The sequence below is a fragment of the Agrobacterium sp. T29 genome, assembly GCF_006970545.1.
Taxonomy (GTDB): Bacteria; Pseudomonadota; Alphaproteobacteria; order Rhizobiales; family Rhizobiaceae; genus Agrobacterium; species Agrobacterium leguminum.
The window spans coordinates 104,953-118,800 of sequence record NZ_CP040640.1; the positions used below are offsets into that span (position 1 = coordinate 104,953).

Consider the following 13,848-nt stretch of genomic DNA (forward strand, 5'->3'; position numbering starts at 1 on the left):
CTTGAGCAATGAACATGTTGTCGGAAGCAGCAGTTGAAAAGGCGCTGGACAAGAAAATGAATGAAGTCTCATACAAGATGATCGGCAAGGACGTTTCGGTTTATTATGGCGAAAAGCGCGCGCTTTACGACGTGAACCTCAACGTTCGGGAAAATACGGTGACCGCGCTTATCGGTCCGTCCGGCTGCGGCAAATCCACCTTCCTGCGTACCCTGAACCGTATGAACGACACGATCGACGGTTGCCGGGTCACCGGCAAGATCACGCTCGACACCGACGATATCTACGATCAGGCGATTGATGTCGTGGAATTGCGCGCCCGCGTCGGCATGGTGTTCCAGAAGCCGAACCCCTTCCCGAAGTCGATCTACGAAAACATTTCCTACGGTCCGCGCATCCATGGTCTCGCCCGCAACAAGGCGGATATGGACCAGATCGTCGAGCAGAGCCTGCAGAAGGCGGGTCTCTGGAACGAGGTTAAGGATCGTCTGCACGAATCCGGCACCGGTCTCTCCGGCGGTCAGCAGCAGCGTCTGTGCATCGCCCGCGCAGTTGCCGTCAGCCCGGAAGTGATTTTGATGGACGAGCCCTGCTCGGCTCTCGACCCGATCGCGACCGCAAAGGTCGAGGAACTGATCCACGAGCTGCGCACCAATTACACCATCGTCATCGTCACGCACTCCATGCAGCAGGCGGCGCGTGTTTCCCAGCGCACGGCCATGTTCCATCTTGGTCATCTTGTCGAGGAAAACGAAACCGACAAGATGTTCACCAATCCGGACGACCAGCGCACGCAGGATTACATCATGGGCCGCTTCGGCTGATCCCGGCCGGCGCTTTATCGAAACCGAACAAGACTGGTGCTTCTGCCGTGCCCGCTTCCGGGTACGCGCATGCAGGCCAAGCCGGAGGACTAGACCATGACACAGACAACGACCCATTCGCACATCGTTTCCGTTTATGACGATGAATTGAAGTTTCTGACGCGCCGCATCGCCGAAATGGGCGGTCTTGCGGAGCAGATGTGCGCCGACGCCGTGCGTGCGCTCGTCAATTCCGATGCCGCGCTCGCCCAGAAGGTCATTTCCGACGATGCGATCCTCGACCACGCCGAGCGCGAGATCGGCGACAAGGCCATCGTCACCATCGCCAAACGCCAGCCGATGGCGGCAGACCTTCGCGAGATCATCGGCACGCTGCGTATCGCCGCCGACCTCGAGCGCGTTGGCGACCTTGGCAAGAACACCGCCAAGCGTGTGATTGCGGTTGCCGGCACCGGCGTGCCGCGCAAGCTTGCCCGTGGCATCGAGCATCTGTCGGAACTGGCGCTGGTCCAGCTCAAGGAAGTGCTGGACGTCTATTCCACGCGTTCCGCCGAGAAGGCCAATGCCATTCGCGAGCGCGATGAGGAAATCGACGCCATGTACACGTCGCTCTTCCGTGAGCTTCTGACCTACATGATGGAAGATCCGCGCAACATCACCACCTGCACGCATCTTCTGTTCTGCGCCAAGAACATCGAGCGTATCGGCGACCACGCCACCAATATCGCCGAGACGATCTATTACATGACCACCGGCAGCCAGCCGGAAGGCGAGCGTCCGAAGGACGACAGTTCCAACACCCTCGGTTCGGTGACCGAGTAACAGACAGGCAGCGGCTTGCGGAGTTAGTATATGGTGCCCAAGATTGCAGTTGTGGAAGACGAGGAAGCGCTGAGCGTCCTGCTTCGTTACAATCTCGAGGCTGAGGGATATGACGTCGACACGATACCCCGTGGAGACGAGGCAGAAATCAGGCTGCAGGAACGTATTCCGGACCTTCTTATCCTGGATTGGATGCTTCCCGGCGTTTCCGGTATCGAACTGTGCCGTCGGCTCAGGATGCGGCCGGAAACCGAGCGCCTGCCCATCATCATGCTGACGGCGCGCGGCGAGGAAAGCGAACGGGTTCGCGGTCTCGCCACCGGCGCCGACGATTATGTCGTCAAGCCGTTTTCGACGCCGGAACTCATGGCCCGCGTCAAGGCGATGCTGCGCCGGGCCCGCCCCGAGGTTTTGTCTTCGGTGCTGAAATGCGGCGATATCGAACTGGATCGCGAGACCCATCGCGTTCACCGCAAGAGCCGCGAAGTGCGCCTCGGCCCGACGGAGTTCCGCCTGCTGGAATTCCTGATGACCTCTCCCGGCCGGGTGTTTTCCCGCTCACAATTGCTGGATGGCGTCTGGGGTCACGATATCTATGTGGATGAACGTACCGTCGACGTGCATGTCGGACGTCTGCGCAAGGCGCTCAATTTTTCGCACATGCAGGATGTCATCCGCACCGTGCGCGGCGCCGGATATTCAATGGAAGCCTGAGAAAACCGAAACCGATGGTTTCACCCGGGATAAATTCCCCCAAAATCAGAAGGCCCGAGACCGGAACGGTGTCGGGCCTTTCGATTTTGAACCTTCCGCAAACGCGTATCCTCGTTCTTTTGAAGGTGACAGACGGTCTGCTGAAAGCCGGATTGCGCGGTGAAACCTGACAGTAGGAAGGGCGCGGCACGTCGCCGACGAATTCAGAGCATTTGCCGCAAGGGCCCATCGCGGTTTTACATCCGGAGAATGCGCAAGAACAGGGATTGGGAGCGCCTCTTAAACAACGCGGGCTCCGCGTCTGAACCACTTTGGATTCCGCCATAAAAAAACGGGCCCGAAGGCCCGTAGTTTTTGAGTGTCGAATGCGTGCCGCAACACTCAAGCCTTGCGACGCTCGCTTACCGGCTGGTAGGCAAGCTTTGCATGGAACTTGCAATAGGGCGAAGATTCCAGTGCTTCACAACCGCAGAAATGGAAATCATCCTTCAGCGGATCGCCGACCGGCCACTTGCAGGTGCGCTCCGTCAGTTCCGTCAGCGTCAGGCGGCGGGAAATCGGCGTAACGACATTTTTGGAGGGAACGTAATCGAGAACTTCGGCGGTCTCGATATCGATCTCCTCGTGCAGCGCCGTTGCCGCGCTCGAGCGGTTCAAGGCGCGTGCAGGTGCTGCGCTGACGCGGGTTGCGAAATTCGTCGCGCGTGGGGCAGGGGCCGCGGTGCGCTTGGGCGCGGAACGCGCCGAAGTAACCGGGCCGCCGGCCTTCACGCGTCCCGGCAGGTTGAGGCGATGGACCTTGCCGATGACGGCATTGCGGCTCACGCCACCCAGCTGTGCTGCTATCTGGCTGGCGCTAAGCCCCTCGGACCACAATTTCTTGAGTTTTTCGACCCGTTCGTCTGTCCAGTTCATGCCGCTTCTCCGCTCGTCGCGTATAATGTCGGCAGAATCCCTCTCCGCCTCGCGGGCGTGCCGCGAGCGTGGTTTCTGCCTGATTTTTGGTGACTAGTTCCGCCGCAATGCAGTCTAGTAATTAGCGATTAACCTAGTGCCACGCAGACTCCGTGGCAAGAGTCGCGGGAATCATCTCGAATCGATTTTCCGGTTTTCCCCAACTTGCTGGCGAGTTGAGTCTGAAAGGCAACACCTTGGGCCTCATCCGCCGCCGCCTACTAGGGCTTGAGAAGCCCGGGAAACGCGGACTTTTGTTGACATCGGCAGGCGAAGTGACAATAGTGCCCCTGCCGCCGCGAGGCGGCATTTTTGATTTTCAGGCAAGGGATAACCCCGAAAGCCTATTGACAACCGTCTGACAGCGCATCCGCGCAAGGAGTGATACAGCCATGGCCGAAGCCGCCGCGCCATTGTTCGATACGTTTGCAAGAGCCCCCCTGCGCTTCGAGCGAGGCGAGGGCGTCTGGCTGTTCACGGAAAGCGGCGAACGATATCTGGATTTTGCAGCCGGCGTCGCGGTCAACTCGCTGGGCCACGCCCATCCGCACCTCGTGGAAGCGATCAAGACCCAGGCCGAGAAGGTCTGGCACGTCTCGAACCTTTATGAAGTACCGGGCCAGGAAAAGCTTGCAAAGCGCCTGACGGAAGCGACATTCGCAGACAAGGTCTTCTTCACCAATTCCGGCGCGGAAGCGCTGGAATGCGCGATCAAGACCGCCCGCCGTTATCATTATTCCAAGGGGCATCCGGAGAAATTCCGGATTGTCACTTTCGAAGGCGCCTTCCATGGCCGCACGCTGGCGACGATTGCCGCCGGCGGCCAGCAGAAATATCTCGAAGGTTTCGGCCCCAAGGTCGAAGGTTTCGACCAGGTGCCCTTCGGTGACGTCGATGCGCTGAAAGCCGCCATCACGGCCGAGACGGCCGCGCTTCTGATCGAGCCCATTCAGGGTGAGGGTGGCATTCGCGCACCAGCCAAGGAATTCCTGCAGCTGCTGCGGTCGCTCTGCGACGAGCATGGCATGTTGCTGATTTTCGACGAGGTCCAGACCGGCGTTGGCCGTACGGGCAAGCTCTTTGCCTATGAGCAGACAGGCGTTGCGCCGGATATCATGGCGGTTGCCAAGGGTATCGGCGGCGGTTTCCCGCTCGGTGCCTGCCTTGCGACGGCGGATGCCGCTTCCGGCATGACGGCGGGCGTGCATGGTACCACCTATGGCGGCAACCCGCTGGCCATGGCTGTTGGCAATGCCGTGCTCGATGTCGTCCTCTCCGAGGGCTTTCTGGAAAAGGTTCGTGATGTCGCGCTGGTCTTCCGCCAGGGCCTTGCTTCGCTGAAGGATCGTTATCCTGACGTTATCGAGGAAATCCGTGGCGAAGGCCTGCTTCTCGGCATCAAGGCCAAGGTTCCATCGGGCGAGCTGTTGCAGGCCATGCGCGCCGAGCATCTGCTTGGTGTGCCGGCGGGCGACAACGTCATCCGTCTTCTGCCGCCGCTCGTCACCACGGCGGAAGAGGCCCGCGAGGGTCTGTCACGCGTGGAAGCGGCCGCCGCTTCCCTGACAGCGAAACAGGCAAAAATCGCCTGAGGAAACAATAAAGGGCGGGCCTCTTCCCCGGAGGCTCGCGAGCATGGGACAGTTTGAAATGGCTTCACCTAAACATTTTCTCGACCTGTCGGCCGTCAGCTCGCAGGACCTGCGGGCAATTCTCGACGATGCCCGCGCACGCAAGGCCGCCACCAAGGCCGGAACGGCGGAAAAGCCGCTTGCCGGCAAGATGCTGGCTATGATCTTCGAAAAGCCTTCCACCCGCACCCGCGTCTCCTTCGATGTCGGCATGCGCCAGCTCGGTGGCGAGACGCTTTTCCTCTCCGGTACGGAAATGCAGCTCGGCCGCGCCGAAACGATCGGCGATACGGCCAAGGTGCTGTCGCGTTACGTCGACGCCATCATGATCCGCACGACGGATCATTCGCGCCTGCTGGAGCTTGCCGAACACGCGACCGTGCCGGTCATCAACGCCCTGACGGATGACACGCATCCCTGCCAGATCATGGCGGATATCATGACCTTCGAGGAACATCGCGGCCCGGTCAAAGGCAAGACCATTGCCTGGACGGGTGACGGCAATAACGTCCTGCATTCCTTCGTCGAAGGCTCGGCGCGCTTCGGTTACCGCATGACGATGGCCGTGCCGATGGGTTCCGAACCGCATGACAAGTTCCTGAACTGGGCGCGCAACAATGGCGGCGAGATCATGCTGTGCCACGACGCCGACAAGGCCGTTGCGGGTGCTGATTGTGTCGTCACCGATACCTGGGTGTCCATGAACCAGGAACACAAGGCGCGCGGCCACAACATCTTCCAGCCCTATCAGGTGAATGAAGCCCTGATGGCCAGGGCGGAAAAAGACGCGCTGTTCATGCATTGCCTGCCGGCGCATCGCGGTGAGGAAGTGACGGATGCCGTGATCGACGGTCCACAATCCGTCGTCTTCGACGAGGCCGAAAACCGCCTCCACGCGCAGAAGTCCATCATCGCATGGTGCATGGGCGTCATCTGATGAGCAATCGCCCGGCCTGACACGCGTCACGCCGGGTGCTTGAACTTGACCGCATAGATTACCATCTGTGGGACTTCGAAGAGGCTCGTCGGTTTTGCTGGCGGGCCATCATCACGATTTGCACGTTTTTCCCCGGAAGCGGTTTCTCTTCCCGGGTCTCTGTGCGACAAGCGAAAAAAGCACATTTTAAAAGCCGGACTTTTGGACGGTAGCGGCGCCACGGCTGCGCCAGGGAGTATGACATGGCAGATGTAACGGTTGAACTGGACGATCTCGATTTTGCTGGCGACGACAAGGTTGTGCCCTTTCAGGTCGAAGGTCTGGATGTGCGCGGCCGCGCCGTGCAGGTGGGTCCGCTGCTGAATGCCATCCTCGAGCGGCATGACTATCCCCCGGCGGTCGCCCGCCTGCTGGCGGAAGCGACCGTTCTGACGGCGCTGATCGGCACGTCGCTCAAGTTTTCCGGCAAGCTGACCGTCCAGACCAAGGGTGACGGCCCGGTCGACCTGCTGGTTGCGGATTTCACCGCGCCGGAAAGCATGCGCGCTTATGCCCGTTTCGATGAGGAGCGGCTGGCGGAGGCGATTGCGGCCGGGGCGACGTCGCCGGAGCAATTGCTCGGCAACGGCATTCTGGCCTTCACGATCGATCAGGGTGCGGGCATGCAGCCTTATCAGGGTATCGTGCCGCTCGATGGCTCCTCGCTGGAAGACATTGCCGGGGTTTATTTCCGTCAGTCGGAACAGCTTCCCACCCGCGTGCGGCTGGGCGTTGCCGAATTCTTCGACCGTGATGGCGAAGGCAAGCCGCGTCATGGCTGGCGTGCGGGCGGCGTTATCGCGCAGTTCCTGCCGCAGGCGCCTGAGCGGCTGCGTATGCGCGACCTGCATGGCGGCGATGGCGATGAGGGCGGTCACGAGGTGCAGGAAGACGATGCCTGGACCGAAGCGGTAACGCTGCTGAACACGGTGGATACCGACGAGCTGACCGATCCGCAGGTGCCGGTGGAACGTCTTCTCTTCCGGCTTTTCCACGAGAGCGGTGTGCGCATCTATGATCCGCAGGCGGTTTTCGACCGTTGCAGCTGCTCGCGCGACAAGATCAAGGGCGTGTTGTCCGGCTTCACCGCGGAGGAGATCGAGGCGAGCGAAGAAGACGGCGCCATTGCCGTGACCTGCGAGTTCTGCTCCACGACCTATCGCTACGATGTCAGCGAATTTGAGAATGCCTGAATGAAAGCCGCGTCCTGAAGGGCGCGGCTTTTTCATTGCCGGGTGAATGTCAGTTCAGGACCCGCATCAGGCCGGGTGAATCCAGCGAAAAGGCGGGTATGGTGACGTTGAACACCTCGCCATTTTCCGTTTCCATTTCATAATGGCCGAACATCAGGCCGGAAGGTGTGTCCAGCGGGCAGCCGGAAGAATATTCGTAGCTGTCGCCCGGTTTGAGATGCGGCTTCTCACCCACGACGCCCGGCCCATAGACCTCATCCACCTGCCCGTTCTGATCGGTGATGTGCCAATAGCGATTGACGAGGGTAACCGGAATATTGGAATTGTTCGCGATCACGACTTTGTAGCCCCAGACGTAACGATCGTCATCCGGGTCGGATTGTTCCTCGAGATAATACGGATCGACCGTTACCTCGATATCCCTTGTCAGAGCACGATACATACGCGCCACACCTCGATATTATGCCTGCCGCCGCATCCTACACTATAGGCTCTGGCTATCGTCAAGAAAATGAATGACTTGACGGGCAGGAGGCGTCTCCTGTTGCGCTGTTTTCCACCGTTAGGGATAACGGTAAAGGTAAATATTGGTTGCCTGATGCGGTCTTTTTAGACCGTGCAGGCGAACCATGGCCCGACACGCGGTCAGGCCATGGCGATTTGCAGATTGAATTTTCAGGCCGAAACGGCCGCCAGACCCTTCGCCAGATCCTCCAGCAGATCGTCGGTATCCTCGATGCCGCAGGAAAGGCGCAGGGTGCCGCCGGAAATGCCGAGTTCGGCACGCGCCTCGTCGGTGAGGTTCTTGTGCGTCGTCGTGCCGGGATGGGTGATGAGGCTCTTGGCGTCGCCGAGATTGTTTGAAATCTTCACTATTTCCAGCGCGTTCTGCAGCTTGAAGGCTGCTTCCTTGCCGCCCTTCAGTTCGAACGCCACAAGCGTCGAGCCGCCGGACATCTGCCGGGCGATGATATCGGCCTGCGGGTGATCGGCGCGGCCGGGATAAATGACCTTGGCGACCTTGCCGCTATCGGCGAGAAAATCGGCGATTTTGCCGGCATTGGCCGTCTGCTGTTTGACGCGCAGCGGCAGGGTCTCGATGCCTTTCAGAAGCGTCCAGGCATTGAAAGGCGACATGGCCGGGCCGGTATGGCGGAAATAATCCTGCAGCTCTTCCTCGATCCACTTCTTGTCGGAAAGGATCACGCCGCCAAGGCAGCGGCCCTGGCCGTCAATATGTTTGGTGGCCGAATAGACGACGATATGCGCGCCGAGTTCGAGCGGCTTCTGGAAAAGCGGTGTGGCGAAGACGTTGTCGACCACCACCTTCGCACCGATCTGGTTGGCGAGCTTTGCGACGCCGGCAATATCGATGATTTCAAGCGTCGGATTGGTCGGGCTTTCGAGGAAGAACAGCCTGGTGTTCGGCTGGATCGCCTTTTCCCAGTTTCCGAGATCGCGACCGTCGATCAACGTGCATTCGATGCCGTATTTCGGCGCGAGCGTTTCGACCACCCAGCGGCAGGAGCCGAAGAGGGCGCGGGCCGCAACGATATGGTCGCCGGCGCGCAGCTGGCACATGATGGCGGCGGTGACGGCGGCCATGCCGGAGGCAAGTGCGCGGGCGTCTTCAGCGCCTTCCAGCAGGCACATGCGCTTTTCGAACATGTCGTTGGTCGGGCTCGCATAGCGGGCGTAGATGAACCCATCCGTTTCACCCTTGAAGCGCGCTTCGGCGGCTTCGGAGTTTTCATAGACGAAACCCTGGGTCAGATAGATCGCTTCCGACGTTTCACCGTAAGGGGAGCGTAGCGTACCGCCGTGAACGAGCTGGGTTGCCGGGCGCCATTTATTGCTCATGTGATCACCTTCAAAACAAAAAAACCGGCCGCAAAAGCAGACCGGTTCCTAGCACCCGGTCTTTTTAGCCACTTGTTTAACGTGGCTGCAAGCCGACCGGCCAAATCACCACGGGATAAGCTTGCCATACTGCCGTTACCGGCTTGCGTCAATGCTTTCCTTTTGGTTTTGTCGCCGTAAAAAGGAATGATGACCATGACGAGAACCACGGGCATTTTGGCGGATGGCGCAATCAAGGCGCTGTTTGCCGGCGGCAAGCTGAAGAGCGAGGCCGATCTCGATGCTGATCAGGTGCAGCCCGCCAGCCTCGATCTCAGGCTCGGCTCGAAGGCCTATCGCGTGCGCGCCAGTTTCATGCCCGGCCCGGGAAACCGCGTCATCGACAAGCTCAATCGTCTCAGCCTGCACGAGATCGACCTTACCCAGGGCGCGGTGCTGGAAACCGGTTGTGTCTATATCGTTCCCTTGATGGAAAGCCTTGCGCTGCCGGCGGACATGTCGGCCTCGGCCAATCCGAAAAGCTCGACCGGCCGTCTCGATATCTTCACCCGCGTCATGACTGACAGCGCGCAGGAATTCGACAAAATACCGGCCGGTTATGCCGGCCCGCTTTATCTGGAAATCAGCCCGCGCACCTTCCCAATCGTGGTGCGACGCGGCTCGCGCCTGTCGCAGATCCGCTTCCGCATCGGCCATTCGCTGCTCAACGAAAGTGAACTGCTGAAGCTGCACGAGACGGAAACGCTGGTTGCCAGCGACACGCCCAACGTGACCGGCGGCGGCATCGCACTCTCGATCGACCTCAAGGGTTTCGGTGAAAACGGACTGATCGGTTATCGCGGCAAACATCACACGGCGGTGGTGGATGTCGACAAGAAGGCCCAGCACGACGTTCTCGATTTCTGGGAGCCGCTCTACGCCCGCGGCCGCGCCGAACTGATCCTCGACCCGGATGAATTCTATATTCTCGTCTCGCGCGAAGCAGTCCACGTTCCGCCGCTCTATGCGGCGGAAATGACACCCTTCGACCCCCTGGTGGGCGAATTCCGCGTACACTACGCCGGCTTCTTCGATCCCGGCTTCGGCCATGCGCAGGCCGGCGGCACAGGCAGCCGCGCCGTGCTCGAAGTCCGCAGCCACGAGGTTCCCTTCATCCTCGAACACGGCCAGATCGTCGGCCGGCTGGTTTACGAGCACATGTTGCAGAAACCGGAAGGCCTCTATGGCACCGGCCTCGGCTCCAATTATCAGGCGCAGGGGCTGAAGCTCTCCAAGCATTTTCGCGCCGAATAACGACCCCGGCGGGTGCTTGACACCCGCTGCGAACTATCCGATGTCTTATGCGCGGCGCGGGTGTAGCTCAATGGTAGAGCAGCAGCTTCCCAAGCTGAATACGAGGGTTCGATTCCCTTCACCCGCTCCATTTTCCAGACATCTGACACTCTTCCTGTGCTGCGTTTAGCCACCATTGTGTCGGTAGCCACGCGAATATGCAATTTAGCTTGACTACGATTAAATTGCACGTAATAGTTGATGCGGTCGTAACATGGGGGAAGTGTTATGAGTCGCAAACTTCTTTCGGAATTTCTGGGAACCTTTTGGCTCGTGTTCGGAGGATGCGGCAGTGCGGTTTTTGCCGCCGCTTTTCCTGAACTCGGCATTGGCCTCCTTGGTGTCGCTTTCGCTTTTGGTCTGACGGTTCTGACCATGGCCTATGCGGTTGGCGGCATTTCGGGCGGTCATTTCAATCCGGCCGTTTCAGTCGGCCTCACCGTTGCCGGTAAGTTCCCGACGGCGAACCTCGTGCCTTACATAGTGGCGCAGGTTCTGGGGGCGATCGTCGCGGCTGCGGCGCTTTATGTCATCCTCACCGGCAAGGCGGGGGCTGAAATCGGCGGTTTTGCCGCCAATGGTTATGGTGAACATTCGCCGGGCGGATATTCTCTCGTATCGGCGCTGCTGATCGAAGTCATCCTGACGGCGTTTTTCCTGATCGTCATTCTGGGCTCAACGCACGGCAGGGTTCCTGCCGGCTTCGCGCCGATCGCCATCGGTCTTGCCCTTACCCTTATTCATCTGATTTCCATTCCGGTCACCAACACATCCGTCAATCCGGCCCGCTCCACGGGACAGGCATTGTTCGTTGGCGGATGGGCGCTGCAGCAGCTTTGGCTGTTCTGGCTCGCTCCGATCCTCGGCGGCGCCATCGGGGCCGTGATCTGGAAAATCTTCGGCGAGGAAGAGAAGGCCGGCCATGCCGGTTCGGTTCAACCTGCGCAGACATGAATAAGCGGCTTTGTTTCCTCGAATGGTCGGGGAAACGACTGAGGAGGATGACATGGATCTTGCTTCGATATTGGCCCAGATCGTCGGCGGTGCGGTAGGCGGCACGGCAGGCGGAAAGATAGTGAAGGACTCCGATCTTGGTTCGCTCGGCAATCTGATCGCCGGCGCCATCGGCGGTCTCGGCGGCGGAACCGTGCTCGGTTCGCTGCTCGGCGCGGCGGGAGACGCGGCAGCCGGCGGCGGGGATATCGGCGCTCTCGCCGGCCAGCTTGTTGGCGGCGGTGTCGGCGGTCTGATCGTGCAGATCATCGTCGGCCTGATCAAGAACAAGCTCGTTACCAAGTAGAGCGGTTCGGTCGCCTTCAGGATGAAATGACGGACCTTGCCGAAGGAAGAGCTTCGTTCGGCAAGGCACTGGCTCCTGTTATCGATGACGGCGGTAACGTAAGGCCTGAAGCGGCTTTGCCGGTAGCAGCAATGTGACTGAAGCCATGAGCCGCTGCCGCGGCTGGTCGAAAGAAGTATCAGGACCGTTTTGGCTCTGCCGAAGATGCCGGATCATGAGGTATTTTTGGCGACCGGCGCGTGTGGCGTCTTGTTCCATGCGAAGGGTTTGGTTTTGAGTTCCACCACGGCCCGCCAGGCCGCGATGGACAGCATCAGCCAATATGCGGGCATCGCCAGCCACCGCCTTCCGACATGCCTTCTTTCATAGGCGATCATTCTGCTGCGGCCCATCAGCACGAAGATCGTGTAGCTTCCGACGATATTCAGCACATCGATAAAAAACAGAAGACCCTGCCAGGTGAGTAGCAGGTTCGCGCCATTTTCCCGGAGGGCGATGGTCATGAATGCGAGCGAAACGAAGAGCAGGGGGTGCGCCAGCGACGACAGAAGCATGCCGCCGATCAGCAGTTGAAAGACCACATAGGCAAACCATCCCATGTCGTGCGCGGTCGCAAAGGGCGCACGGGTCATCACCAGCCAGCTTTGCAGCCAGCCCTTATACCAGCGTGTTCGCTGGTTCAGCCACACGGATAGCGAGGTCGGCGCATCCTCCAGCGTCTGTCGCCGGATAACGCCGCAACGATAACCCAGCCGATGCAGCCGGAGGCCAAGATCGGCATCCTCAGTTACATTATAGGGGTCCCAGGCGCCGGCGTTCCGCAGCACGGCGGTCCGGAAATGATTTGAGGTACCGCCAAGCGGCAGCGGCAAGCCGTGTGCGGCAAGGGCAGGTAACATGCAGCGGAAGAGACCGGAATATTCCAGTGCGAAACAGGCGCTGAGCCAGGAAGAAGAGGCATTGCTGATGATAAGCGGCGCCTGCAGGCAGGCCACCTCGTCCGGCTCGTTGCGGAAGGTGGCATAGGCTTCGCGCAATTGCTGCGGATGGGGCCGGTCTTCGGCATCATAGACCACAACGAATGCGCCACGCGCGCCGGAAAGCGCGTAAGTGAGGGCTTTGGGTTTGGTGCGCGGCAGGGAAGGCGGCACCCTGACGACCTCCATATGCGGGCCGGGATTCATCCGCTGGATCGCCTCGATCGTCGCGCCGTCGTCCGCCTCGCAGACAAGCTTGATGTCCAGCCGGGATTTGGGCCAGTCCAGACGTTCCAATGCGCCGATGAGCTGCTCGACGACGGCCTCCTCCCGGTAAAGCGCCACCAGAACGGTATAGACAGGCAATTCGTTTTCTTGCCGAAGAGGCAAGATGGCGTCCTTTTCCAAGGGTAGATGGACGAGCGCGAACAGCCTGAAAAGCAGGGTCAAAAGGTAAAGCATCGTCAGGGTGACATGCAGATACGTAAATGCCGCATCCGTGTAAAACAGCAGCGACAGAATGAGCAGGGTAAGGAGAACGCCGCTGCAAAAACCCTGCTGGCCGTGCAGCGTGATCCTGGCGGAATGGTGCGGCGCCGTGTTGAAAAGCCGCTGCTGGGTTTCCGCCGAGCGGCGGGCCTCGCCCGCTTTCCAGATTGCGCTGCGCATGGCCTGCGGGGTTGTCACGGCAAAGTCGTCGAGAAGACGCGGACGCTGATCCAGCATGTTTTTCAGCGACGCCATTCGCGCCAGTTCCGGCACGATCAGCAGCGTTGACGTGCCGTTCAGCGGTGTCAGCCGCAGGAATCTTGGTTCGGAGAGCTGAGTGTCCAGCTTATTTAAGTCTGTCACACGATCCGGATCGATTTCCGGGAGAAACGGCAACCGCAGGAATCTGGCGAAGGCACCGAAATAGGCATCCGTCGTGACGAGGCCGCTTGCCAGCAATTCGTCCTCCAAAGTCGAGCCATTTTCCAGAGCCTGCTGTTCGAATGCCTCGATATAGGGCCTGCCAAATCCCAGCGAAGAGAGAAAGCGGGCTTGGTCCTGTTCGGAAGCGGTTGAGAGTGGATTTTCATTGAGATGGGAAAATGCAATTTTTCGTGTCGCCGGCGTCGTGCAAAACGAATCTCGTGTATATTGCCTAAAATAATCCATGCATCGCCGCCGCCGTCATGGTAACGCCCCACTTCCTGTCACGGATAGTATAGATGAGAATGACGAATGTAACGCGGAATATAAGTCTCGGATTTACTTTAGCTTTT

The 13,848-nt window shown here is 59.6% G+C and carries 13 protein-coding genes, 1 tRNA gene and 1 riboswitch; of the genes, 10 read left to right on the plus strand and 4 right to left on the minus strand.

The annotated features are described in order from the left end of the window. Positions 1-8 precede the first annotated feature (8 nt). The 3 genes from pstB to phoB all read left to right on the plus strand — a co-directional run bounded on the left by pstB (position 9) and on the right by phoB (position 2,360). Complete coding sequence (pstB, locus tag FGF54_RS00510) at positions 9-824, plus strand: phosphate ABC transporter ATP-binding protein PstB (protein WP_003519986.1); 816 nt, start codon at positions 9-11, stop codon at positions 822-824. A 96-nt stretch (positions 825-920) separates the two neighbouring features. Further along, a complete protein-coding gene (gene phoU, locus FGF54_RS00515; RefSeq protein ID WP_003519985.1) occupies positions 921-1,646 on the plus strand; it encodes a phosphate signaling complex protein PhoU in 726 nt (241 codons plus the stop codon). A gap of 30 nt (positions 1,647-1,676) precedes the next feature. Continuing rightward, on the plus strand, positions 1,677-2,360 hold the full coding sequence (phoB, locus tag FGF54_RS00520; protein ID WP_003493692.1) for a phosphate regulon transcriptional regulator PhoB: 684 nt from the start codon (positions 1,677-1,679) through the stop codon (positions 2,358-2,360). Positions 2,361-2,741: 381 nt separating this feature from the next. Here the strand turns inward: phoB and FGF54_RS00525 are convergent, their stop codons facing one another. Continuing rightward, positions 2,742-3,275: a GcrA family cell cycle regulator gene (locus FGF54_RS00525; protein ID WP_003519984.1), complete on the minus strand. Its 534-nt coding sequence runs from the start codon at positions 3,273-3,275 to the stop codon at positions 2,742-2,744. A gap of 431 nt (positions 3,276-3,706) precedes the next feature. Here FGF54_RS00525 and FGF54_RS00535 point away from each other — a divergent pair, with 431 nt between their 5' ends. The 3 genes from FGF54_RS00535 (at position 3,707) to FGF54_RS00545 (ending at position 7,114) form a co-directional block, all read left to right on the plus strand. Beyond that, positions 3,707-4,906: an aspartate aminotransferase family protein gene (locus FGF54_RS00535; protein ID WP_035265073.1), complete on the plus strand. Its 1,200-nt coding sequence runs from the start codon at positions 3,707-3,709 to the stop codon at positions 4,904-4,906. Positions 4,907-4,964: 58 nt separating this feature from the next. Further along, positions 4,965-5,882 (plus strand): ornithine carbamoyltransferase, encoded by a 918-nt coding sequence (argF, locus tag FGF54_RS00540; protein ID WP_142778635.1) that lies wholly within the window; start codon positions 4,965-4,967, stop codon positions 5,880-5,882. Positions 5,883-6,124: 242 nt separating this feature from the next. Continuing rightward, the gene (locus tag FGF54_RS00545) at positions 6,125-7,114 is read left to right on the plus strand and encodes an Hsp33 family molecular chaperone (RefSeq protein WP_065654528.1); all 990 of its coding nucleotides are present in this window, start codon (positions 6,125-6,127) and stop codon (positions 7,112-7,114) included. A gap of 49 nt (positions 7,115-7,163) precedes the next feature. Here FGF54_RS00545 and apaG read toward each other — a convergent pair whose 3' ends face one another. Both apaG and FGF54_RS00555 read right to left on the minus strand, forming a co-directional pair. Next, positions 7,164-7,556 (minus strand): Co2+/Mg2+ efflux protein ApaG, encoded by a 393-nt coding sequence (gene apaG, locus FGF54_RS00550; RefSeq protein WP_107674989.1) that lies wholly within the window; start codon positions 7,554-7,556, stop codon positions 7,164-7,166. Positions 7,557-7,789: 233 nt separating this feature from the next. Continuing rightward, positions 7,790-8,974: an O-succinylhomoserine sulfhydrylase gene (locus FGF54_RS00555; protein WP_003519978.1), complete on the minus strand. Its 1,185-nt coding sequence runs from the start codon at positions 8,972-8,974 to the stop codon at positions 7,790-7,792. 43 nt (positions 8,975-9,017) lie between these two features. After that, positions 9,018-9,096, minus strand: a riboswitch (SAM riboswitch). 73 nt (positions 9,097-9,169) lie between these two features. Between FGF54_RS00555 and FGF54_RS00560 the strand changes: the two genes are divergently transcribed. The 4 genes from FGF54_RS00560 to FGF54_RS00575 all read left to right on the plus strand — a co-directional run bounded on the left by FGF54_RS00560 (position 9,170) and on the right by FGF54_RS00575 (position 11,606). After that, positions 9,170-10,267, plus strand: a complete 1,098-nt coding sequence (locus tag FGF54_RS00560) for a 2'-deoxycytidine 5'-triphosphate deaminase (protein ID WP_080818826.1) — start codon at positions 9,170-9,172, stop codon at positions 10,265-10,267. A 56-nt stretch (positions 10,268-10,323) separates the two neighbouring features. After that, a tRNA-Gly gene (locus tag FGF54_RS00565) sits at positions 10,324-10,397 on the plus strand. A gap of 137 nt (positions 10,398-10,534) precedes the next feature. Then, on the plus strand, positions 10,535-11,260 hold the full coding sequence (aqpZ, locus tag FGF54_RS00570) for an aquaporin Z (protein WP_142778636.1): 726 nt from the start codon (positions 10,535-10,537) through the stop codon (positions 11,258-11,260). A gap of 52 nt (positions 11,261-11,312) precedes the next feature. Beyond that, complete coding sequence (locus tag FGF54_RS00575) at positions 11,313-11,606, plus strand: hypothetical protein (protein ID WP_168207956.1); 294 nt, start codon at positions 11,313-11,315, stop codon at positions 11,604-11,606. Between the two features lie 212 nt (positions 11,607-11,818). Here FGF54_RS00575 and FGF54_RS00580 read toward each other — a convergent pair whose 3' ends face one another. Next, positions 11,819-13,741, minus strand: a complete 1,923-nt coding sequence (locus FGF54_RS00580; protein ID WP_168207957.1) for a glycosyltransferase family 2 protein — start codon at positions 13,739-13,741, stop codon at positions 11,819-11,821. Between the last annotated feature and the right edge of the window lie 107 nt (positions 13,742-13,848).

What these genes read in the sequence shown, in the direction of transcription:
- pstB (WP_003519986.1), top strand. Translation starts at nt 9, where the DNA reads ATGAACATGTTGTCGGAAGCAGCAGTTGAAAAGGCGCTGGACAAGAAA.
- phoU (WP_003519985.1), top strand. Translation starts at nt 921, where the DNA reads ATGACACAGACAACGACCCATTCGCACATCGTTTCCGTTTATGACGAT.
- phoB (WP_003493692.1), top strand. Translation starts at nt 1,677, where the DNA reads ATGGTGCCCAAGATTGCAGTTGTGGAAGACGAGGAAGCGCTGAGCGTC.
- FGF54_RS00525 (WP_003519984.1), bottom strand. Translation starts at nt 3,275, where the DNA reads ATGAACTGGACAGACGAACGGGTCGAAAAACTCAAGAAATTGTGGTCC.
- FGF54_RS00535 (WP_035265073.1), top strand. Translation starts at nt 3,707, where the DNA reads ATGGCCGAAGCCGCCGCGCCATTGTTCGATACGTTTGCAAGAGCCCCC.
- argF (WP_142778635.1), top strand. Translation starts at nt 4,965, where the DNA reads ATGGCTTCACCTAAACATTTTCTCGACCTGTCGGCCGTCAGCTCGCAG.
- FGF54_RS00545 (WP_065654528.1), top strand. Translation starts at nt 6,125, where the DNA reads ATGGCAGATGTAACGGTTGAACTGGACGATCTCGATTTTGCTGGCGAC.
- apaG (WP_107674989.1), bottom strand. Translation starts at nt 7,556, where the DNA reads ATGTATCGTGCTCTGACAAGGGATATCGAGGTAACGGTCGATCCGTAT.
- FGF54_RS00555 (WP_003519978.1), bottom strand. Translation starts at nt 8,974, where the DNA reads ATGAGCAATAAATGGCGCCCGGCAACCCAGCTCGTTCACGGCGGTACG.
- FGF54_RS00560 (WP_080818826.1), top strand. Translation starts at nt 9,170, where the DNA reads ATGACGAGAACCACGGGCATTTTGGCGGATGGCGCAATCAAGGCGCTG.
- aqpZ (WP_142778636.1), top strand. Translation starts at nt 10,535, where the DNA reads ATGAGTCGCAAACTTCTTTCGGAATTTCTGGGAACCTTTTGGCTCGTG.
- FGF54_RS00575 (WP_168207956.1), top strand. Translation starts at nt 11,313, where the DNA reads ATGGATCTTGCTTCGATATTGGCCCAGATCGTCGGCGGTGCGGTAGGC.
- FGF54_RS00580 (WP_168207957.1), bottom strand. Translation starts at nt 13,741, where the DNA reads ATGGATTATTTTAGGCAATATACACGAGATTCGTTTTGCACGACGCCG.